Annotated in this window: 19 protein-coding genes and 1 tRNA gene; 9 read left to right on the forward strand and 11 right to left on the reverse strand. The window is 75.2% G+C overall.

Annotation, left to right across the window (positions count from 1 at the left end):
- Positions 1 to 184: 184 nt before the first annotated feature.
- A complete protein-coding gene (locus tag IR170_RS11080; protein ID WP_193663787.1) occupies positions 185 to 1216 on the forward strand; it encodes a hypothetical protein in 1032 nt (343 codons plus the stop codon).
- Between the two features lie 31 nt (positions 1217 to 1247).
- Here IR170_RS11080 and IR170_RS11085 read toward each other — a convergent pair whose 3' ends face one another.
- The gene (locus IR170_RS11085) at positions 1248 to 3371 is read right to left on the reverse strand and encodes a DEAD/DEAH box helicase (RefSeq protein WP_193663789.1); all 2124 of its coding nucleotides are present in this window, start codon (positions 3369 to 3371) and stop codon (positions 1248 to 1250) included.
- A gap of 386 nt (positions 3372 to 3757) precedes the next feature.
- Between IR170_RS11085 and IR170_RS11090 the strand changes: the two genes are divergently transcribed.
- Positions 3758 to 4051: a YiaA/YiaB family inner membrane protein gene (locus tag IR170_RS11090; RefSeq protein ID WP_193663790.1), complete on the forward strand. Its 294-nt coding sequence runs from the start codon at positions 3758 to 3760 to the stop codon at positions 4049 to 4051.
- A 45-nt stretch (positions 4052 to 4096) separates the two neighbouring features.
- On the opposite strand, the gene IR170_RS11095 is transcribed toward IR170_RS11090, so the two are convergent.
- Both IR170_RS11095 and IR170_RS11100 read right to left on the reverse strand, forming a co-directional pair.
- Complete coding sequence (locus IR170_RS11095) at positions 4097 to 5473, reverse strand: aldehyde dehydrogenase family protein (protein ID WP_193663792.1); 1377 nt, start codon at positions 5471 to 5473, stop codon at positions 4097 to 4099.
- Positions 5473 to 6432 carry a TauD/TfdA dioxygenase family protein gene (locus tag IR170_RS11100; protein WP_193663794.1) on the reverse strand — a complete coding sequence of 320 codons (960 nt, stop codon included), beginning with the start codon at positions 6430 to 6432 and terminating at the stop codon, positions 5473 to 5475. Before IR170_RS11100 ends, IR170_RS11095 begins: the two co-directional genes overlap by 1 nt.
- A gap of 157 nt (positions 6433 to 6589) precedes the next feature.
- On the opposite strand from IR170_RS11100, the gene IR170_RS11105 reads away from it, so the two are divergent.
- The 3 genes from IR170_RS11105 (at position 6590) to IR170_RS11115 (ending at position 8803) form a co-directional block, all read left to right on the forward strand.
- Complete coding sequence (locus IR170_RS11105) at positions 6590 to 7537, forward strand: universal stress protein (protein WP_193663796.1); 948 nt, start codon at positions 6590 to 6592, stop codon at positions 7535 to 7537.
- Between the two features lie 260 nt (positions 7538 to 7797).
- Positions 7798 to 7962, forward strand: coding sequence for a hypothetical protein (locus IR170_RS11110; protein ID WP_193663805.1), 165 nt, complete (start codon positions 7798 to 7800; stop codon positions 7960 to 7962).
- A gap of 4 nt (positions 7963 to 7966) precedes the next feature.
- Positions 7967 to 8803, forward strand: a complete 837-nt coding sequence (locus tag IR170_RS11115) for an acyl-CoA thioester hydrolase/BAAT C-terminal domain-containing protein (protein WP_193663807.1) — start codon at positions 7967 to 7969, stop codon at positions 8801 to 8803.
- Positions 8804 to 8828: 25 nt separating this feature from the next.
- Here the strand turns inward: IR170_RS11115 and IR170_RS11120 are convergent.
- The 7 genes from IR170_RS11120 to IR170_RS11150 all read right to left on the reverse strand — a co-directional run bounded on the left by IR170_RS11120 (position 8829) and on the right by IR170_RS11150 (position 14310).
- A tRNA-Ala gene (locus IR170_RS11120) sits at positions 8829 to 8901 on the reverse strand.
- Between the two features lie 83 nt (positions 8902 to 8984).
- Positions 8985 to 9998 carry a divisome protein SepX/GlpR gene (gene sepX / locus IR170_RS11125; protein WP_193663809.1) on the reverse strand — a complete coding sequence of 338 codons (1014 nt, stop codon included), beginning with the start codon at positions 9996 to 9998 and terminating at the stop codon, positions 8985 to 8987.
- 78 nt (positions 9999 to 10076) lie between these two features.
- Complete coding sequence (locus IR170_RS11130; protein WP_227489022.1) at positions 10077 to 10682, reverse strand: GNAT family N-acetyltransferase; 606 nt, start codon at positions 10680 to 10682, stop codon at positions 10077 to 10079.
- Positions 10679 to 11191, reverse strand: a complete 513-nt coding sequence (locus IR170_RS11135) for a MogA/MoaB family molybdenum cofactor biosynthesis protein (RefSeq protein ID WP_193663811.1) — start codon at positions 11189 to 11191, stop codon at positions 10679 to 10681. Before IR170_RS11135 ends, IR170_RS11130 begins: the two co-directional genes overlap by 4 nt.
- Complete coding sequence (moaC, locus tag IR170_RS11140) at positions 11188 to 11667, reverse strand: cyclic pyranopterin monophosphate synthase MoaC (protein WP_193663813.1); 480 nt, start codon at positions 11665 to 11667, stop codon at positions 11188 to 11190. The genes IR170_RS11135 and moaC overlap by 4 nt, the downstream gene beginning before the upstream one ends.
- Entirely contained in the window at positions 11667 to 12899 is a 1233-nt protein-coding gene (gene glp, locus IR170_RS11145; protein ID WP_193663815.1) for a molybdotransferase-like divisome protein Glp, read from the reverse strand. The genes moaC and glp overlap by 1 nt, the downstream gene beginning before the upstream one ends.
- Positions 12892 to 14310, reverse strand: a complete 1419-nt coding sequence (locus tag IR170_RS11150) for a UTP--glucose-1-phosphate uridylyltransferase (protein ID WP_193663860.1) — start codon at positions 14308 to 14310, stop codon at positions 12892 to 12894. Before IR170_RS11150 ends, glp begins: the two co-directional genes overlap by 8 nt.
- A 23-nt stretch (positions 14311 to 14333) precedes the next feature.
- Here IR170_RS11150 and IR170_RS11155 point away from each other — a divergent pair, with 23 nt between their 5' ends.
- Positions 14334 to 14930, forward strand: coding sequence for a 5-formyltetrahydrofolate cyclo-ligase (locus IR170_RS11155; RefSeq protein WP_193663878.1), 597 nt, complete (start codon positions 14334 to 14336; stop codon positions 14928 to 14930).
- A 33-nt stretch (positions 14931 to 14963) separates the two neighbouring features.
- Here the strand turns inward: IR170_RS11155 and IR170_RS11160 are convergent, their stop codons facing one another.
- Positions 14964 to 17654 carry a penicillin acylase family protein gene (locus IR170_RS11160; RefSeq protein WP_193663880.1) on the reverse strand — a complete coding sequence of 897 codons (2691 nt, stop codon included), beginning with the start codon at positions 17652 to 17654 and terminating at the stop codon, positions 14964 to 14966.
- A gap of 96 nt (positions 17655 to 17750) precedes the next feature.
- Between IR170_RS11160 and IR170_RS11165 the strand changes: the two genes are divergently transcribed.
- From IR170_RS11165 to IR170_RS11175, 3 genes are all read left to right on the forward strand, one after another.
- Positions 17751 to 18110, forward strand: a complete 360-nt coding sequence (locus tag IR170_RS11165; RefSeq protein WP_193663882.1) for an FmdB family zinc ribbon protein — start codon at positions 17751 to 17753, stop codon at positions 18108 to 18110.
- A gap of 75 nt (positions 18111 to 18185) precedes the next feature.
- Positions 18186 to 18899 carry an SAF domain-containing protein gene (locus IR170_RS11170; RefSeq protein ID WP_193663884.1) on the forward strand — a complete coding sequence of 238 codons (714 nt, stop codon included), beginning with the start codon at positions 18186 to 18188 and terminating at the stop codon, positions 18897 to 18899.
- Positions 18900 to 18951: 52 nt separating this feature from the next.
- A complete protein-coding gene (locus IR170_RS11175) occupies positions 18952 to 19323 on the forward strand; it encodes an MscL family protein (RefSeq protein WP_193663886.1) in 372 nt (123 codons plus the stop codon).
- The last annotated feature ends 32 nt before the right edge of the window (positions 19324 to 19355 follow it).

Raw genomic sequence — 19355 nt, forward strand, 5'->3', positions numbered from 1 at the left:
ATCCGGCAGATCGGTGGCAGCGTTCCTGTCGACCCCACCGGTCCGGCGCCGCGGATCGAGACCGGATCGTGATGGCCGCCCGCTGGGATCCGCGGGTCCAGGGGCGGGTCGCCGGGTAGGAAGGGAGGCGTCGACGCGGGAGCTGCTCGGAGCCCCCGCACGGGCCGAGGAACGGCGGTGGCGGATGCTCTCGCGACGCACGCGCACCCAGGTGCCGGCCCTCGTGCTCGCACTCGCCGCGGCGCTCGCCGGGTGCGCACCGGCGGGTGAGGAGGGCGCGGCCGGCGACCTGACGGTGCCGGTCGGAGCCCCGACCTACGACGTCGCCGCGCCGGCGTGGGCCGTCGGCCGGTCGCTGCACGTGGGTGACGTCGAGCTCGACGTGCGCCCCGCGCCCGAGGCGTTCGTCGTGACGACCGCCGGCGTCTACTACCTGGCCCGCGGCACGCTGTGGTTCACCGACGGCGCCGACCCCGTGGCGGTCGCGGAGGTGGACACCGACCGGCTGGCCCTGTCCACCGACGGGCGGCACCTGGGCCTGCTCGACCGGGTGCACGGGCCCACCGACGCGGCCGGCGTCGCGGCGGCGGTCGCCGTCGTGCTCGACGTGACCACCGGCAAGGAGGTGCTGCGGACCCGTCCCGCGCGGCCCACGGTCGACGTCGCCGCGCTCTACGCCGCGCAGCCCCCGACGTTCCTCGGGTTCGACGAGGACGCCGCCTACGTCGCTGACCCCCTGGTCGACGGCGTCACCCGGCTGCCGCTCGACGGCGGGCCGGGCGGGCCGGCCCCCGACGACCTGCGGGTGGACCGCTCCCTGGGCTCCGAGGTCGACGTCGTGCGGACGACGGCGGGCCACCTGAGGCTGGCCCGCGACGGTGAGCGGCCCGACGCCCGCGCCCTGCTGTCGCCGGCCGGCGACCTGATCCACCCCCTGGGCGCAGCGACCCCGCCCCGGGCCTACGACGCCGCCTCGGGGGTGCCGGTGCGCTTCGACCCGGGCGAGCGGTGGTTCCAGCTCGGCGGCTGGATCGACCAGGACACCTACTACGGCGCGGCGAGCGCCGACGGCTCCTCGGCCGGGCCCAGCGGGCGCACCGTGGTCGTCGCCTGCGACGTCAGGGCACCGCGGTGCCGACCGGTCAGCGCGGAGTTCCAGCTGCCGACCGGCCCGGAGCTGGTCTTCGGCACCGGCAGCCCCGCGACCGCTCGCTGAGCCGTCCCGGGGCCGGGCCCCGGGACGGCTCTCAGCCGCGCGCCTGGAGCGCCTCGGTCAGGAGCGCCACCAGCGCCTCGAGCTGCACGTCGACCGAGCTGGACACCTCGTCGTCGGAGCCGTCGAGCGCCCGGGCGGCCAGACCGGCCTTGCTGTCGATGAGCTCGGCGACCTTGGTGTCGATGGTCTGCGCCGCGATGATCCGCCACGCCGTCACCGGCTCGGCCTGGCCGATGCGGTGGATCCGGTCGATGGCCTGGGTCTGCTCCGCGTCGGTCCACGACAGCTCGGCGAGCACCAGGTTGGAGGCCACCTGGAGGTTGAGCCCCACGCCGGCCGCCATCAGCGAGCAGACGACGATCTGGACGTCGGGGTCCTCCACGAAGGCGTCGATGTTCTTCTGCCGTACGCGCGGGGTCTGGTCGCCGCGGATCGAGGCGTAGCTGATGCCCCGCTTGGCGAAGGTCTCCTCCGCGACGTCCATGACGTCGAGGTGCTTGGCGAAGAAGACGACCTTGCCGACGTTGCGCGCCAGCTGCGCGGCGTAGTCGGCCGCGAGACCGGCCTTGGCCTGGCCGATGCGCCGCATCATCGAGAACACGTTCTCGTCGGTCTTCGTGGTCGTGGTGTCCTCGCGCTCCCACGTCGCGACCCGGCGCACCAGCTCGTGGTCGATGCCGGCCACGGTGCGGCCCGAGGTGCGGGTGGCCAGCGCGGTGTCGTAGCGCGCGACCATGCGGCGGGCCAGCTCGCGCTCGGCCTCGCGGATGGAGCGGCCGATCTCGTCGTCGAGCTCGACGGGCAGGTCGGCGACGCGACGGGCGGGGATGTCGGAGGCCACGTCGACCTTGCGGCGCCGCACGATGCCCATGTCGACGACGGCCGCGCGGGCCGCGGGGTAGAACGCCGGGTCGGCCGGGGTCATCCCGGTCTCCTCCAGCTTCTCCATCAGCCGGGCGCGCGGGGTCTTGTCGTCGGTCCAGCCGAGGAACTGCCAGATCGCGCGGAAGTCCTCGATGTCGTTGATCAGCGGCGTGCCGGTGAGCGCCATCAGCAGCGGCCGGGCGATGCGGGCGCGGATCCGCTCGGAGAGCTGGAGCACGTGCTGGGAGCGCTGGGAGGTCTTGTTCTTGATGAAGTGGGCCTCGTCGACCACCATGCCGCGGAAGCCGAGGTCGCCCAGCCAGCCCACGTGGCGGTCGAGGATCTCGTAGTTGACCACCACGATGTCGGCGAAGCCGTCGACGGTGTCGCCGTTGCCGTGGACCACCGTGACCGCGCGGTGCGGCGTCCAGCGCTCGGCCTCGCGGGCCCAGTTGGTCTTCACCACGTTGGGCACCACGACGAGCAGCGGGTAGGCCCCGGCCGCCTGCGCGGCCAGGAGCGCCTGGGCGGTCTTGCCCAGGCCCGGCTCGTCGGCCAGCAGGAAGGTGCGGTGGCCGTCGGCGGCGGCCTGCACGACCTGCGCCTGGTGGTGCATCAGCTCCAGGCGGCCCGGCGCCGCCACCGACGCGGTGTCGGGCAGCGGCATGCACGCGGAGTGGCCGCCGGCGTACTCGAAGGAGCGCAGCAGGGGGCCGATGAGCTCCCAGCCGGCCAGGCGCCGCGGGCGCGGCTCGGTGGGCTCGGCGTTGGCGAAGTCGGGCACCAGGAAGGGGTTGGCCAGCTTCCGGGCGATCACCGACTGCGGCACGATCCGCTTCTCGGCCAGGCCGGTCGCCGGGGTCTCCTCGCGGTCGGCCACGACGCGCTGCTCGATGCCGGCGGCCTCGAGCATCTCGCGCTTGAGCAGGGCGGCCGACTCCGAGAGCCGCGCGTCCTCGGCCAGCAGCTGCAGCAGGGAGGTGTCGCGCGCCGCGGTCTTGGCCAGGATGGTGGCCACGCCGTCGAGGCGCTTGAGCTGCTCGGCGCGCTGGGCCTCGGTGACCTCCTCGTCGGCCTTGACGCGGGCCCGCTCCTCGCGCACCAGGATCGCGACGACCTGGAACTTGGTGCGCAGCGAGGAGGCGACCGACCCGCGGGCCACGCCGTTCTCGACCTCGCGCACGGCGCGCGCCAGCACCGGGATGATGCCCTCGTTGTCGATGTCGCGCACGCGCCGTTGGCGCGTCGCGGTGCGGGACCCGCCTGAGCGGCGCTGGTCTCGTCGAGCCACGTACTCCTCCTCTGGAGCGCCCGGCGTGCACGACCCCGTCGCGGGGTGGCGGCCCGCGCCGGCGGCGCGGCGACCGTCTCGGACGCACGGGCCGGGCGGCCGCTGCGTCACGTGTCCATCGCGTGTCTCGGCCCCGACCCGACCACGGGGGTTCGGGACGCCGAGGGGCTGCTGCCGGTCTCGGCGTGGAGCCGCGGCCACCGGGTGGTGACCGCCTGGCGGCTGCGGGCCGCCCCTGGCGCCACGGGCGCCGGGGCACCCGGAGGCGCCGCGACCATGGTAGCCGCACCCGGGCCGGTTAAGCACTCGGGCTCAGGCGCGGCGCGGCGGGCGCCGCCAGGCTGGTGGGCACACCGGCCACCCCGGCCCCGACCAGGAGGACCACCATGAGCTCGCCGAACCCCCGCAGCACCCAGAACACCACGGCCTTCTTCGCCCAGGCCGCGATCTCCTTCGGCGCCGCCCTGCTCGGCCTCGCGATCGCCGTGCTCTACCTGCCGGTCGACCCGTGGGTGCGGGCCTTCCTCGCGATGACCACGCTCTTCCTGGTCTCCTCCTCCTTCACCCTGGCCAAGGTCGTGCGCGACAACCAGGAGAACAGCGCGGTCACCACCCGTCTCGACCAGGCCCGCGTCGACAAGCTGCTGGCCGAGCACGACCCCTTCCGCGCCGTCTCCTGAGCCTCCCCGCCCGGGTCGGCACCGGTCGGCCCGGGCGCGCGCCGCTCAGCGCGGCACGCGCGTCATCACGTGCTTGAAACGGGAGTAGTCGTCGATCGAGCGGGTCGACAGCTCCGCGCCGTAGCCCGACGCACCGAACCCGCCGAACGGCATCTCCGAGACCGTCGTCAGGTGGTCGTTGACCCACACCGTGCCGAAGTCGAGGCCTCGGGTGAAGCGGTCGGCCCGGGCCAGGCTCGCGGTCCACACGCTGGCCGCGAGCCCCTGCTCGACGTCGTTGGCCAGGGCCAGCAGGGCCTCGTCGTCGGGAGCCCGCTGCACCGTCACCACCGGGCCGAAGACCTCGCGCTGCACCACCTCGTCGCGCTGCCCCACCCCGGTCAGCACGGTGGGCGCGTAGAACCAGCCGGGGCGCTCGAGCCGGCGCCCGCCCACCTCGACCCGGGCCCCGCCCGCGACCGCGCGGTCGACGAAGCCGGCCACGCGGTCGAGCTGGCGCCGGCTGACCAGCGGGCCCAGCCGGGTGTCCTCGTCGGCGGGGTCGCCGACGCGCAGGTCGCGCACGGCCTCGACGTACGCCGCCAGGAAGGCGTCGTGGACCGAGTCGGCCACCAGCACCCGGCACGCCGCGGTGCAGTCCTGGCCGGCGTTGAGGAAGCCGGCCGGCACCAGGGTGGCGACGGCGTCGTCGAGGTCGGCGTCGTCGCAGACCACGACGGGTGCCTTGCCGCCCAGCTCGAGGTGCACCCGGGTCAGCGACTCGGCCGCGGTCGCTGCGACCGCGCTGCCGGTGGCGCTGTCACCGGTCAGCGAGACCAGACGCACCCGCGGGTCGCGCACGAGGGCCTGGCCCACCTCTGCCCCGCCGAGCACCACCCCGAGGACCCCCGCGGGCAGCACGCGGGCGGCCAGCTCGACCAGCCGCAGCGTCGAGCGCGGGGTCAGCTCGGAGGGCTTGACCACCGCGGTGTTGCCGGCGGCCAGCGCCGGGGCGACCTTCCACACGGCCTCGAGCAGCGGGTAGTTCCACGGCGTGACGAGGGCGACCACACCGAGCGGCTCGCGGCGCAGCGTGGAGGTGCGGCCGGCGGCGTACTCCCCGGCGGAGCCGGCGCTCGGCACCCGGGACGCGCCGGCGAGGAAGCGCAGGTTGTCGACCACCCCGGGCAGCTCCTCCCGGGCGTGGTGGACCGGCTTGCCGACGTCCTCGGAGTCCAGCAGCGCCAGCTCCTCGGCGTGCTCCTCCACGAGGCCGGCGAGGGCGAGGAGCGCGTCGGCACGCGCCCCCGGCGTGCTGCGCGACCAGTCGGGGAAGGCCGCGGCGGCGGCGTCGACCGCGCGGGTCACCGCAGCGGTGTCGCTGGTCGCCAGGCTCGAGCGCACGCCGCCGGTCGCGGGGTCGACGAGGTCGAGCAGCGGCATCAGCTGATCAGCTCGTCGATGCGCGAGTAGGCCTGCGCGTCGCCGCGCAGCACCCGGCTGCGACGCCCGTCGATGCTCACCGGCACGTCGCCGGCCACGGTGATGCGGCGCATCTCGCGGTAGGCCGTGCCGAAGTCGGCCACGGCGTAGTGCTGGGTGGCGCGGTTGTCCCACATGGCCACGTCACCGGGCTGCCAGGTCCAGCGGATCGTGTTCTCCAGCCGGGTGATCCTGTTCTGGAGCAGGGTGAAGACCGCCACGGACTCCGCGGAGCTCAGGCCGCTGAAGGCCTTGACGAAGTGGCCCAGCACCAGCGAGCGCTCCCCCGTCTCGGGGTGCACGCGCACCACGGGGTGCTCGGTCTCGAAGAGCTGGGAGGTGAAGTCGGCGCGGGTGTAGTGCGCGTCGGGCTCCTCGGAGTCCTCCTCGTGCTGGGCGTAGTCGTAGGAGTTGGTGTGGACGGCCCAGAGGTCGTCGACCAGGGCGCGCAGCGAGGCGGGCAGCGCGTCGTAGGCGGCCACGGTGTTGGCCCACACCGTGTTGCCCCCGAAGGGCGGGAGCTCCACGGCGCGCAGGACGCTGATCGCGGGCACCCGGTCGACGAAGGTGACGTCGGTGTGCCAGGCGTTGGCGGCCATGCCCTTGTCGGCGCTGACCCTGAAGACCCGGGCGCTGCCGGTGTTGACGGTCGGGTGGGCGGTGGTGAGGGGGCCCATGGTCTCGGCGAAGGCCTGGTGCGCGGCGTCGTCGAGGTGGTCCTGGCCGCGGAAGAAGACGACCTTGTGGCGCAGGAGGGCCCCGCGCACGGCGGCGACCGTCGCCTCGTCGAGGTCGCCCCCGAGGCGCACGCCGTCGACGCGCGCCCCGATGCGGGCGCCGAGCTGGTGGACGTCGAGCCCGTGGACGTCGAGCCGGTCGCCGCCGAGGGCGGCCTCGGGGCGGTCGAGGGTGCTGGTCATGGCTGCTCCTGGGCGCGTCGGGTCGAGTGGCGTACCAAACCATAGTGACACACTTGAGTTACTCGGGTTCGACTCGCGGCGGGGCCGGGACGCACGACCCCCGACGTCAGGACGTCCGCCCCTGCCCCGCGGCGCACGGTGCGTCGAGGCTGGCGGCATGGACCTCTCCCCTCGCCCCGACGACCAGACCCTGCCCGCCGCGAGCGCCGGCGAGACCGCCCACGTGCCGCCGGGCAGCATCGTCGTGGGCGTCGACGGGTCGGAGACGGCGGCCCAGGCGCTGGTGTGGGCCTGCGACCAGGCCGACCTCGAGCAGCGCCCGCTGACCCTGGTGCACGTGCTCGAGCCCGTGCAGGTGCCGGCGTCCGGCATGTACGCCACCACGGCGATCGACTACGGCCTGCTGCTCGACCAGGTGCGCGAGGGCGGGGCCGCGCTGCTGGGCGCCGCCGAGGCGACCGCCCACGAGCGGGCGCCCGGCGTGGTCGTGCACCGCGTGATGTCGAGCGCCGACCCGCGTGGCGTGCTGCTCGGGCTCTCGCGCCAGGCCGCGATGGTCGTCCTCGGCTCCCGCGGCCGCGGCCCGCTGCGCAGCCTGCTCCTCGGCTCGGTGAGCGTCTCGGTCTCCAAGCACGCCTCCTGCCCGGTGGTGGTGCGGCGACCCGACGACCCGCAGCGCCCGCGGACCGGCGTGCTGGTCGGTGTCGACGGCACCGCGCGCTCACTCCCGGCCGTCGAGTTCGCCTTCCGGATGGCGTCCTTCCGCGGGCGCCCCCTGATCGTGCAGCACTCCTACTTCGACGCCACCGAGGCCCTGGCGATCCAGCGCGGACTGCCCGCCCCCGAGCTCGCCGACGAGCAGGCCCTGGTGGCGGAGTCGCTGGCCGGGATGGCCGAGAAGTTCCCCGAGGTCGACGTGGAGGTCAGGCTGGGCCGGGGCTTCGCCGACCACAACCTCGTCGAGGCCTCACGCGACGCCGACCTGGTGGTCGTCGGCCACCAGGTCGACGGACCGCTGGAGGACCTGCTCTACGGCTCGGTGGCCCCCATCGTGGTCGAGCACGCCCTCGGAGCCGTCGCCGTCGTGCCGGTGTCGGCGCCCTGAGCCGGCCCCCTCGCGGTCAGGTGGTCGCGGTGCCGGGCGAGCCCGGCCAGCGGCGGACCGCCGGGGGCACCGAGGGCCGACGGTCCTGCCTCCGCGCCCTGGAGGTCACCTGCTCGACGGACCCGGCGGACCCCGGGCGAGGGCGGGCCGGGCGGTGCGCCGGGCGCGGGGCGGCACCCACGCGTCAGCCCTCCGTCACGGCAGCGTCACGCCGGTGGCGGCGGGCCACGGCGGCCCCGCGACACGCGTACGGTCGCACGATGAAGCTCACCTGCACCTACCGACCGCGCGACGCGTGGGGCGAGGAGGTCGAGCGCCACGTGGAGGGCCCCGCCCCCCGCTCCACCGCCGACTTCCTGGCCCTGCTCGACGCCGAGGCCCCCGACGGCCACGAGCTGGTCAGCGTGAGGATCGTGCAACGCTGAGGACGTGAGGCCCACCCCCGACATCCACTGGTCCGCCCCCGTGCCCGCGGCTGACTGCGGCACCGGCGTGCTGGTGCTCGCCGGCTCCAGCGGCCGCCTCGACACCGGGCGCGCCGACCTCCTCGCCGCCCGCGGCGCCACCGCGGTGGCGCTGCGGTGGTTCGGCGGGCAGGGCCAGCCGGCCCAGCCGTGCGAGGTGCCGCTGGAGACCTTCGCCGGCGCCCTCGACCGGCTCGCCGCGTCGTGCCGGCGGGTGGCCGCGCTCGGCACGTCGTACGGCGCGGAGGCCGCGCTGCTGCTGGCCTGCCACGACGAGCGCATCGACGCCGTGGTGGCGCTGGCGCCCACCGACGTGGTCTGGGAGGGCGCCCGGGAGAGCGACGACGACCCGCCGCGCACGAAGTGGACACTCCGGGGCGAGCCGGTGCCGTTCGTGCCGCTCGACCGCACCTGGACCCCGCCGCCCGACCCGGCCTTCGTGGAGGTCTACGAGCGCAGCCGCGCGCGGGCGGCCCCCGAGGCGGTGGCCGCGGCCACCCTCCCGGTGGAGCGGATCGGCGGCGACGTGGTGCTCGTGGCCGGCGGCGACGACCGGGTGTGGGACAGCGAGGGGCAGGCCCGGCGGATCGCCGCGCGCCGCGCCGCGGCCGGACTCGCGACCACGGTGGTGGTCGATCCCGCCGCCGGTCACCCCGTGGTGCTGCCCGGCGAGGAAGCGCCCGACCTGCGCCGGCCCTACCAGGTGGGTGGCGACGCGGGCGCGCCGCAGCGGCTCGGGGCGCTGGCCTGGCCCGCGATCGCCGACGCCCTGCGCCTGGCACGACGAAGGCCCGCAGCCTGAGGGCTGCGGGCCTTGCGTCGATCGGTGGAGCTGAGGGGATTCGAACCCCTGGCCTTCTCATTGCGAACGAGACGCGCTACCAACTGCGCCACAGCCCCGGGTGCGTCACCGCCGACGAGCGGCGGGCGATGCGGTGGGAAACGTTAGCACCGTCGCGGCGCCGTCACGAATCCGATGCCCGTCAGGAGCCCGTGCGGCGGGAGGACCCCTCCTCGCGGGCGGCCTTGGCCGCGCGGGCCTGGTCGTCGGCCTCGCGGGCCAGCGCCGAGTCGGCCTCGGAGCGCCCGGAGGTCCACACGCCGGTGTCGTCGAGGTCGATGGTGCGCACCGTGCGGCGGGCCGCGGCGGGCTTGGAGACGTAGGTGGGCAGCGTGACCGGCACGGGGTCCCACAGGGCGGCGTCCGGGGTGGGGTCGGCCTGCACGGCGCTGATCTCCTCGGTCACCTCGCCGGGCAGCTCGAACTCCTCGCGCGGCTCGGGCGCGGGCGCCTCGAGGGGCCCGGCGGCCAGGGCCACGTCGAGCACGACCTCGGAGACGAAGGTGACGGCGGCGTGGGGGGCGTCCTCGGTCGCGCCGGTCCCGCCGGTCTCGGCAGCGGTGCCGGCCGGGGTGCCGGGCGCGCGGCGGGCGCGGCCCAGACCGCGCTCCTGGCGCACCATCAGCCGGCAGGCCACCAGCCAGGCCACCAGCAGGGCGCCGGGGGCGGTGAGCGACCACCAGGAGACCACCGCGGTCGCGGCGAGCACGCCGACCACGACGAGGGCCAGCAGCAGGACGGCCAGCACGTTGCGACGGCGGCGCGCGGCGCTGCGCGCGGCCGCGCGACGGGCCACCGGCGACGGCGTACGGGTCGGAGCACCGGCGGCGTCGACCGTCGCGTCGGTCGGGGGCGCGGGTGCCGGGGAGGAGACGGACACCGTGGACTCCAGGCGCACGGCCTCGCCGGCGGGGCCGGCCGCGGCACCGCCCTTGGTGGTCACCACGGGGCCCGAGGGGGCCCGGCCGGGCTGCACCACCAGGCGTGCGTCGCGCCGGTCGACCGGCTCGCGCCGGGCCAGCACCCGCATGCTCTGGGAGAAGCGCTCCACCGAGCGGCTCCGCGTCACCTCGTCGTGGTGGCGCAGGGCCTTCGGGACCAGGTAGACGGCCCACGCCACGGCGAGGGCGAGGAAGATGAATGCGCTCAGGTCCACCCCCGCAGCCTAGGTTCACTGCCTCAGGGGCTCTCGGATGTCAACCCGTGTGTCGCAGATCAGCTGCTGGGAGCGGGCTCAGACCACCCGGCGCAGCAGCCCGTCGGGGCAGTCCTCGGCGGTGACGGCGTAGAGCCGGTGGTCGCGCCAGGCGCCGTCGATGTGGAGGTAGCGCGGGGCGTAGCCGACCTCGGTGAGCCCCAGCTTCTCGACCACGCGCAGGGAGTTGGAGTTCTCCGGGCGGATCGCCACCTCGATGCGGTGCAGGCCCAGCCCGGTGAAGCAGTGGTCGATGACCATCGCCACCGCGCGCGGCATGATGCCGCGACCCGCGGCGTCGCGGTCGAGCCAGTAGCCGACCGAGGCGAAGAGCGCGGAGCCCCGCACCACGTTGTTGACGGTCACCTGGCCCACGAAGCGGCCGTCGACCTCGACCACGAAGGGGTACGTCGTGTCGTGGCGGGCCTGGCGGTGCAGCCGGCGCACCAGCGCCCGGAAGGTCGTGGGCCGGTCGTCGCCGCCCGGCGGCACCGTGGCGTCCCACGGCATCAGCCAGGCGGCGTTGCGACGCCTCGTCGCGCGCCAGGCGTCGGCGTCGCCGCGGCGCAGCGGACGCACGGTGACCTCCTCGTGGCGCAGGGCCACGGGCCAGGCCGACCGCGGGGGTCGCTGGTCACGGCTCAATGGTCGCTCCCCACGACCTGCTCGGCCGCGTGCACCAGCACGGGCGTCAGCACCGCCAGGCCGTCCTTGACGCCGCCGCGCGAGCCGGGGAGGTTGACGACCAGGGTGGTGCCGACGACGCCGGCGAGCCCGCGCGACAGCATCGCCGTCGGCACGCCCTTGGCCACGCCGTGCGCACGGATGGCCTCGGCGATGCCCGGCACCTCGCGCTCCACCACGCTGCGGGTGGCCTCCGGGGTGCGGTCGGTGGGGGTGAGGCCGGTGCCGCCGGTGGTGAGGACCACGCGGGCCCCCGCCTCGACCGCGGCGCGGATCGCCGCGGCCACCGGCTCCCCGTCGGGCACGACCGCCGGCTCACCGACCTCGAAGCCCAGCCCGAGCAGCGCCTCGACGATGAGCGGGCCCGTGGTGTCGGCGTAGACGCCGGCGGAGGCGCGGTTGGAGGCCACGACCACCGCGGCGGGCAGGCCGTGGGCGGGCGCGGCCGGTGTCGTCGGCTCGGGGGTCATCGCGCCCAGTCCCCCGACTTGCCGCCGGTCTTGGTCTCGACGCGCACGTCGGTGATCACCGCGCCCTTGTCGACCGCCTTGACCATGTCGACGACCGTGAGCGCGGCGACCGAGACCGCGGTGAGCGCCTCCATCTCCACGCCGGTGCGGTCGGTGGTGCGCACGGTCGCGAGGATCTCCACGGCGTCGTCGGCCACGGCGAGGTCGACGGTGACGCCGGAGACCGCGAGCGGGTGGCACAGGGGGATCAGGGCGGGGGTCTGCTTGGCGCCCATGATGCCGGCGATGCGGGCCACGGCCAGCGCGTCGCCCTTCGGCACGCCCTCCCCGCGCAGCAGGCCGACCACCTCGGGCGAGACCAGCACCCGCCCGGAGGCCGAGGCCGTGCGGGCGGTGACGGCCTTGGCCGAGACGTCGACCATGCGCGCGGCGCCGGTCTCGTCGACGTGGGTGAGCCCGCCCGGGCGCTCGCCCATCAGAACTCCTCGTCGAGCCGGATGACCTGCACCGGCTCGCCGGCGCCGATCGACAGCGTGTCCTCGGGCACCACGATGAGCGCGTCGGAGGCCGCGAGGTCGCCGACCAGGTGCGAGCCCGACCCGCCGACCGGCGTGACGGTGGCCTGCCCCGAGGCGGCGTCGTACTCCCCGCGCAGGAACTGGCGCCGACCCGGCGGCGAGGTGATGGCGTGGGTCAGCCGGGCCTGCACCAGGGGGCGGGAGTGGGGGGCGATCCCCATCATCTTGCGCAGCGCCGGCAGCACGAACATCTCGAAGGAGATGTAGGAGGACACCGGGTTGCCCGGCAGGCAGAAGATCGGCGTGGCGTCGTCACCCACGGTGCCGAAGCCCTGGGGCTTGCCCGGCTGCATCGCCACGGGGCCGAACCACACCGTGCCCAGCGGCCGCAGCGCCTCCTTGACCACGTCGAAGTCGCCCATCGAGACCCCGCCCGAGGTCACCACGACGTCGGCGCGCACGAGCTGGTCGGCCAGCGCGTCGAGGAAGGCGCGCGGCTGGTCGGGCACGATCCCGACGCGGTAGGCCAGCGCCCCGGCGCGACGCGCGGCGGCGGCCAGGAGGTAGGAGTTGCCGTCGTAGATCGAGTCGTGGCCCAGCGGCTGCCCGGGCTCGCGCAGCTCGGTGCCGGTGGAGAGGATGACCACCCGCGGGCGGGGCCGGGAGGCGACGCTGGCGCGGCCCACCGAGGCGAGCAGCCCGAGGTGGCGCGGACCCAGGACGGTGCCCTCCTCGATGAGCAGGTCGCCCACCGAGACGTCGTCGCCGGCCACCCGCACGTGCTGGCCCGGCGAGGGCGAGCGCTCGATGCGCACGCGCGCGACCCCGTGGTCGGTCCACTCGTAGGGCACGACGCAGTCGGCGCCGCTGGGCACCGGCGCGCCGGTCATGATCTTGGCCGCCGTGCCGGGGGGCAGCGTCAGCAGCTGGGCGTTGCCGGCGCCGATCTCGCCGACCACGGGCAGCTCGACGGGCGACTCCTCGCCGGCGTCGGCGACGTCGGCGTGGCGCACGGCGTAGCCGTCCATGGCGGAGTTGTCGAAGGAGGGCAGCGCGATGCCGGCGGTGACCGACTCGGCGGCCGCGAGGCCGAGGGTCTCCATCAGCGGCTGCTGCACGTGGCCCAGCGGGGTGATCGCCTCCAGCACCCGCGCGAGGTGCTGCTCGACGGTGATCGGGGCGTCAGCCACGGGCACGACCGTCGGTGGCGCCGGCCGTGGAGCCCTCGCCGGTGAGGACCTCGCCGCCGGGCAGGCGCTGGGCCGAGCGCGCCGAGAGCGCGACGTCGCCGACGACCTGCACGCCCTTGCCGAAGGTGAAGTCGCCCTCGACGCGCAGCGAGGAGGCGGCCTTCATCGAGGGCGCGCCCTCGGGGAAGCGCTTGTCGAACTCCCCGACCAGCTTGTAGAAGTCGCCGTCGAGGTCGACGAAGGGCACCTCGTCGGCGGTCTGGTCGAGCACGAAGTCGCGCCCCAGGTCGTAGACGTCGGAGCGCAGCACCAGCAGGTCGTTGGTCGTCTTGACCGGCACGAAGCGGTCGCGACCGACCTCGATGAGCGTGGAGCCCTCGAAGACCTCGATCGCGGCGCCCATCGCGGTCTCGATCTGCACGACCTCGGTGGTGGACTTGTCGCCGGGGTCGACGTTCTTGACGTTGCGGATCATGGGCAGGCCGAGGATGCCGTCGCGCTGGTCGAGGGCCGCCTTCATCGCGGCCAGGTCGAACCACAGGTTGTTGGTGGAGCAGAACCGGTGCCGGTCGAGGTCGGCCAGGGCGTCCTTGTCGGCGTCGAGGGTCTGCGCGGTCTCGCGCAGCACGATCCGGCCGTCGGAGCGACGGCGCGCGAAGTGGCCGCCCTTGCGGTCCGAGGGGGTGCGGCGCACGGCCTCGATGGCGAAGGGCGCGCCGCTCGCGGCGAACCAGCCGGCGACCCGGGCGTCGGGCACGGCGCCGAGGTTGTCGGAGTTGGAGACGAAGACGCGCTCGTAGCCCGCCGCGATCAGCTCGTCGAGCAGGCCCGTGCCCCGCAGCGCGGTGTAGAGGTCACCGTGCCCGGGCGGACACCACTCCAGGTCGGGGTCCTTGGGGTACTCGACCGGGGCGAGGTCCTTGAGCCGCAGCTTGGGCTCCTTGTTCTGCAGGAACTCCAGCGGCAGACCGGCGACCGGCAGGTCGTCGTAGCGCGCGAGGGCGGCCATGGTGTCGCCCGAGGTGCGGAAGGAGTTCATGAAGACCAGCGGCAGGGTGGCGTCGTACTGCGTGCGCAGGTGCAGCACCTGGCGGGCGATGATGTCGAGGAAGGACAGCCCGCGGCGCACGCACAGCAGCGACTTGGCGCGGTCCATGCCCATCGAGGTGCCGAGGCCGCCGTTGAGCTTGATCACCGCGGTGGTGCGGATGGCCTGCGCGGCGACCTCGTCGGAGACCTCGACGTCGGCCAGCGACTCCATGTCGACCGGCTCGATGGTCGACTCCGGGATCATCCCGGTCTCGCCGTGCTCGAGGAGGCGGTAGTAGTGGGAGAACGTGTCGATCGCGACCTCGTCGACCCCCGCGGCGGCCATCTTGTCGCGCGCCATGTGCAAGCCAGGTGAACCCATGATGTCGATCGTAGGCTTCCGGGGTGGCCGCCTCGCAACCTCCCGCCCGATCCGCGGCCAAGACCGCCCTGCGCGACCGGCTCGTCACCGCCCGTCGTCGGCGCCCGCTGAGCGAGCGGGCGGAGGTCGCGGCGGCCGTGGCGGCCCACCTGCTGGCCGCGCCCGAGGTGCGCCGCGCGGCCACGGTCGCGGCCTACGTCGCGGTCGGCGACGAGCCCGGCACCGCTCCCCTGCTCGACGCCCTCGAGGCCTCGGGGCGCCGCGTGCTGCTGCCCGTGCTGCTCCCCGACGACGACCTCGACTGGGCGGCGTACGCCGGGCCGGGCTCGCTCGCCCGCGCCGGCCGGGGCCTGCTGGAGCCCGTGGGCCGGCGGCTGGGCCCCGAGGCCGTCGCGACCGCCGACGTGGTGCTCGTGCCGGGCCTGGCCGTCTCACCGCGCGGGGAGCGGCTCGGCCGCGGGGGCGGCTCCTACGACCGGGCGCTCGCCCGGGTGCCGGTCGGCACCGTCACCTGCGTGCTGCTGCACGACGAGGAGGTCGGCCTCGACGTGCCCGTCGACGCCCACGACCTGCCCGTCACCGCCGCCGTCAGCCCCGCCGGCGTGGTGCGACTGCGCTGAGCCCCGGCCTGCTCCACCGGTCTGGTCTCCGGTCTACTCCTCGGCGGGCGCCAGCGTCATCGTGTCGTCGGCGGCGTCGCGCACGGCGTCGGGGCTGAAGGCCCAGGCCAGGGTCTCCCCGCGCGCCCACAGGTCGGTCTGGTCGGTGTAGTGGGGGTGGAAGGGGTGGCCGCTGACGCCGGTGAGGTTGATCCACCGCGAGTCGTCGAGGTCGGCCAGCGACACCACCATCCGCATCGAGGGGGCCGCGGTCACGGTGTAGCCCTCGGCCGCGTCCCACGCCGTGGCGTCGACCGCGGAGCCGCCGCCACCGGCCTTCCACCCGCCACGGTTGACCAGCCACTCCACCGGCGCGATGCCGGAGTCGCCGAGGGTCTGCTCGCGCAGCTCGAGGCGGTGCAGGTGGCCCCACTCCCAGTCGTCGGCGTCGTGGGCGTCGAGGCGCGTCAGCTCGTCGCGGGCGTCGAGCATCGACTGGCGCAGCACGTCGTCGCGGGTCTCGACCACGTCCTCGGTGGTGACGTCGTCCCACCACGGGTCCCGGGGCTCGCGCAGCAGCCGCTCCATGACGGCCCACCAGCGCTGGCCGCCGTCGGGGCGCACCTCGGGCGAGAGCTCGTCGTCGAAGGTCTGCTGCAGCACCGTGCGCCACACGACGTTGAAGTAGGCCGCCGCCGCGCTCTGCGGGCCCTCGGCGGGCTGGGTGAAGTCCCAGTCGCGCAGCTGGCGCTGCCCGCCGGTGTAGTAGCCGCCGGGCATCCGCTGCTGGAGCAGGTACGGCGTGAGCACCGGCCCCAGCGCGCTGGCGGTGTCGAGCTGCAGGTCGGTCATGTCGCCCACCGACACCGTGCCGCCGTCGGCGAAGCGGTCCTCCAGCACGTCGCGGATGCGCTGGGAGCGGTAGCCGCGGTCCCAGTCGTCGGTGAAGAAGGAGGGGAAGTCCTGCGCGACCACGGCCTGGTTGGCGGTGACGACGAAGCCGTCCTCGGGGTCGAGCACGTGGGGCAGCGAGCTGAAGGGCAGGTAGTCACCGGTCCAGTCGTTCTCCGAGCGCCAGCCTGCGGCGGGCAGCCGCCCGTCGTTGCCCGACTTGCGGATCGGGATCCGCCCCGGCGCCTGGTAGCCGATGTGGCCCTCGCGGTCGGCGTAGACGAGGTTCTGCGCCGGCACGGCGAAGGAGGAGGCGGCGGCCCGGAAGGAGTCCCAGTCGGTGGCCAGGTTCAGCTGGAGGATCGCGTCGGCGGTCGGGGCCGGGCGCAGGGCGGTCCACTGCAGCGACACCGCGAGCTCCTCGCCCTCGCGCACCGCTCCCCCGGGCGGGTCGGCCGCCTCGGCGTCGGCGACCCGGCCGATCGCCCCGGAGACGTCGGAGAGGATCGGCCCGTGGGCGGTGGCGCGCACCTCGAGGGTGACGTCGTCGCCGTCGCGCACCTCCACGGTCTCGGTGCGCGTGCGCAGCGGGCGGCGCTCGCCGTCCTGGATCCAGCTGTCGCCGTCGATGCGCTCGAGGTAGAGGTCGGTGACGTCGGGGCCGAGGTTGGTGAAGCCCCAGGCGATGTCGGCGTTGTGGCCGATCACCACCCCCGGCACCCCGGAGAAGGTGAAGCCGGCGACGTCGAGGGCGCAGGCGGGCGACACCGTGCGGCAGTGCAGGCCCATCTGCATCCAGACCCCGGGCAGCCCGACCCCGAGGTGGGGGTCGTTGGCCAGGACCGGCGCGCCGGTCGTGGAGTGCTCGCCGTCGACGACCCAGGAGTTGCTGCCGACGCCGTCGCCGCGCCCCAGCCACGCCGGCAGGTCCTCCAGACCGCGACCGACCGCGCGCAGGGCCGCGACCTGGTCGGCGCGCCACGGCGGGCGGACCGGGTTGCGGGAGCCGCCCCGCTCGGCGTCCTGCTCGAAGACGTCGTCCACCACCGCCCCCTGGTCGACGATCGGCGCGTGCTCGTCGTACGGGTAGGGCGGCCAGAGCTCGGCAGCGCGCTCCGGGCCGACGTCGGCGGCGGTGAGCACCCGGTCGATCTCGTCGGACATGTTGCCGCGCAGGTCCCACGCCATGGCCTTGAGCCAGGCCAGGGAGTCGACCGGCGTCCAGTCGGCGGGGCGGTAGTCGAGGCCGCTGAGGTCGAGCAGGGTGTACTCGATCGCGATCTCGGAGGGGTCGTGCTGGTCGAGGTAGGCGTTGACGCCCTCGCTGTAGGCCTCCAGCGCGGCGCGGGTCTCGGGCTCGAGCAGGCCGAGCTCCTCCTCGGCCACCCGGCGCCAGCCCATCGTGCGCACCACCAGGTCGCTCTCCAGGGCGGCCTCGCCGAAGAGCTCGGCCAGCCGGCCGGCGGTGGCATGGCGGCGCACGTCCATCTCGTAGAAGCGCTCCTGGGCCTGCACGTAGCCCTGGGCGCGCACGAGGTCCTCCACCGAGTCGCCGTAGAGCTGCGGCACGCCGTGGTCGTCGCGCACGACCTCCACCTCGCCCTCCAGGCCCGGCAGGCTGGCCTCGCCCGTGGTCTGCGGGAAGGGCCGGCGCACCACGACCGTGGCCGTCACCAGGCCCGCGAGCAGCACCAGCACGAGACCCACCACGACGTACGTCGAGACGCGCAGCGAGCGGGGCAGGCCGCGGAAGACGCCCCAGCCGGAGGCCCAGGCCCGGCGGATGCGCCGCGGCCACGAGGCCGGGCCGACCTGGGTCGGATCGGGCGAGGACGGGGCGGCGGGGTCGGTCATGGTGGACCTCATTGTGCCCTGGCGTAGCATTGGCAGTCGCCGGGTCGGAGTGCCAATCCCTCCCCCGGAAGCCGTCGAGTCCGACCGGGGAGAACCGTGCCGACCTACCAGTACGCCTGCACCGAGTGCGGGCACGCCTTCGAGCAGTTCCAGAGCTTCTCCGACGCCTCGCTCACCGAGTGCCCCCAGTGCCACGGGCGCCTGCGCAAGGTGTTCAACGCCGTGGGCGTCGTCTTCAAGGGCTCCGGCTTCTACCGCAACGACAGCCGCTCCACCACGACCTCCTCCGACGCCGGGTCGTCCTCGACCACGCCCGCCGCGCCGGCCGCCTCGGGCGGGTCGGGCTCGTCGAAGGGGTCGGACTCCGGCTCGTCCTCGTCGGGCTCGTCCTCCACGCCGTCGACCTCGTCGTCGTCCTCGTCCTCGTCCGCGAAGCCGGCCGCCAGCTCGAGCTGACACGGGCCGACCGGCCCGCACCGCGCCTGTGGAGAGGCCGCCGCACGGCCCGGTGATCCGGCCTAGCGTCGGGCCATGCGCTCGACCCCGACTCCCGCGTCCGTCGCCGACCGGTCACGCACGACGGCCGCCGACGGGCCCCACGCCCCGTCGCGTCGCCGGTGGCGTGAGTCGCTGCTCGCCGTCCGACGCGCCGTGCTCGCCCGGCGCCGGGTGCTCGCCGCGCTGCTGACCGCGATCGCGGTGGTCGCCGGCCTCCGGGCAGCGACCGCCCCGGCGGCGCCGACCCGCCCGCTGCTCGTGGCGGCGCACGACCTGCCGGCCGGCACCGAGCTCACCGCCGCCGACCTGGTGCGCGTCGAGCAGGTGCCGGGCACGCAGCCGGCCGGCCTGGCGCCCGACCCGGTGGGGCGGGTGCTCGCGGCACCGCTGCGCCGCGGCGAGGCCGTGACCGACGTGCGCCTGGTCGGGCCCGCCCTCGCCCCCGAGGGCCTCACCGCGGTGCCGGTGCGGCTGCCCGACGCCGAGATGGCCGGGCTGCTGCGCGTGGGCGACCGGATCGACCTCATCGCCACCGACCCGCAGGGCGCCGAGCCCCGGGTCGTGGCGCCGGGCGTCCAGGTGGTCGCGCTGCCGGGCGACGGGTCGGCGACCGACACCGGCGGCCAGACGGGATCGGGCCTGGGCACGACGGGTCGCGTGGTGGTGGTCGCAGCCCCCGACGTACTGGTCGCGGGCCTGGCCGACGCCGCCGTGCGCACCTTCCTCACCTGGGCGTGGGCCCGCTAGCGTGCCGCCCGGGGGCGGGACCGGCCCGTCCCGCGCACCCGAGGGAGAGCCCATGCTCGGTGGATTCAAGAACTTCCTGCTCCGCGGCAACCTGGTCGAGCTGGCCACGGCCTTCATCATGGCCGCCGCCTTCGCCGCCGTGGTCACCGCGACCGTCGACGTGCTGATGGACCTGATCGGCAAGATCGGGGGCACACCCGACTTCTCCGAGTACGAGCCGGGAGGCGTCTCCGTCGGCGCGTGGCTGACCGCGCTCATCTCGTTCGTGATCATGGCCGCGGTCGTCTACTTCTTCATCGTCACGCCCTTCACCAAGGCCAAGGAGCGCTACTTCCCCAGCGCCCCTCCCGGCACGCCCGAGGACACGATGCTGCTGCGCGAGATCCGCGACGCGCTCAAGGGCCAGCAGACCCCCGGCGCCTGACCCGGGCCGGGACCGGCCCGCCCGGCGGGCCG

Origin of the sequence: Nocardioides kribbensis, from assembly GCF_015070375.1 — a bacterium.
In the GTDB taxonomy this organism is placed as follows: Bacteria; Actinomycetota; Actinomycetes; order Propionibacteriales; family Nocardioidaceae; genus Nocardioides; species Nocardioides kribbensis.

Bases quoted from the DNA above. Each gene is read 5' to 3' on its own strand.
- IR170_RS11080 (WP_193663787.1), top strand. From the start codon at position 185: ATGCTCTCGCGACGCACGCGCACCCAGGTGCCGGCCCTCGTGCTCGCA.
- IR170_RS11090 (WP_193663790.1), top strand. From the start codon at position 3,758: ATGAGCTCGCCGAACCCCCGCAGCACCCAGAACACCACGGCCTTCTTC.
- IR170_RS11095 (WP_193663792.1), bottom strand. From the start codon at position 5,473: ATGCCGCTGCTCGACCTCGTCGACCCCGCGACCGGCGGCGTGCGCTCG.
- IR170_RS11100 (WP_193663794.1), bottom strand. From the start codon at position 6,432: ATGACCAGCACCCTCGACCGCCCCGAGGCCGCCCTCGGCGGCGACCGG.
- IR170_RS11105 (WP_193663796.1), top strand. From the start codon at position 6,590: ATGGACCTCTCCCCTCGCCCCGACGACCAGACCCTGCCCGCCGCGAGC.
- IR170_RS11110 (WP_193663805.1), top strand. From the start codon at position 7,798: ATGAAGCTCACCTGCACCTACCGACCGCGCGACGCGTGGGGCGAGGAG.
- IR170_RS11135 (WP_193663811.1), bottom strand. From the start codon at position 11,191: ATGACCCCCGAGCCGACGACACCGGCCGCGCCCGCCCACGGCCTGCCC.
- moaC (WP_193663813.1), bottom strand. From the start codon at position 11,667: ATGGGCGAGCGCCCGGGCGGGCTCACCCACGTCGACGAGACCGGCGCC.
- IR170_RS11150 (WP_193663860.1), bottom strand. From the start codon at position 14,310: ATGGGTTCACCTGGCTTGCACATGGCGCGCGACAAGATGGCCGCCGCG.
- IR170_RS11160 (WP_193663880.1), bottom strand. From the start codon at position 17,654: ATGACCGACCCCGCCGCCCCGTCCTCGCCCGATCCGACCCAGGTCGGC.
- IR170_RS11170 (WP_193663884.1), top strand. From the start codon at position 18,186: ATGCGCTCGACCCCGACTCCCGCGTCCGTCGCCGACCGGTCACGCACG.
- IR170_RS11175 (WP_193663886.1), top strand. From the start codon at position 18,952: ATGCTCGGTGGATTCAAGAACTTCCTGCTCCGCGGCAACCTGGTCGAG.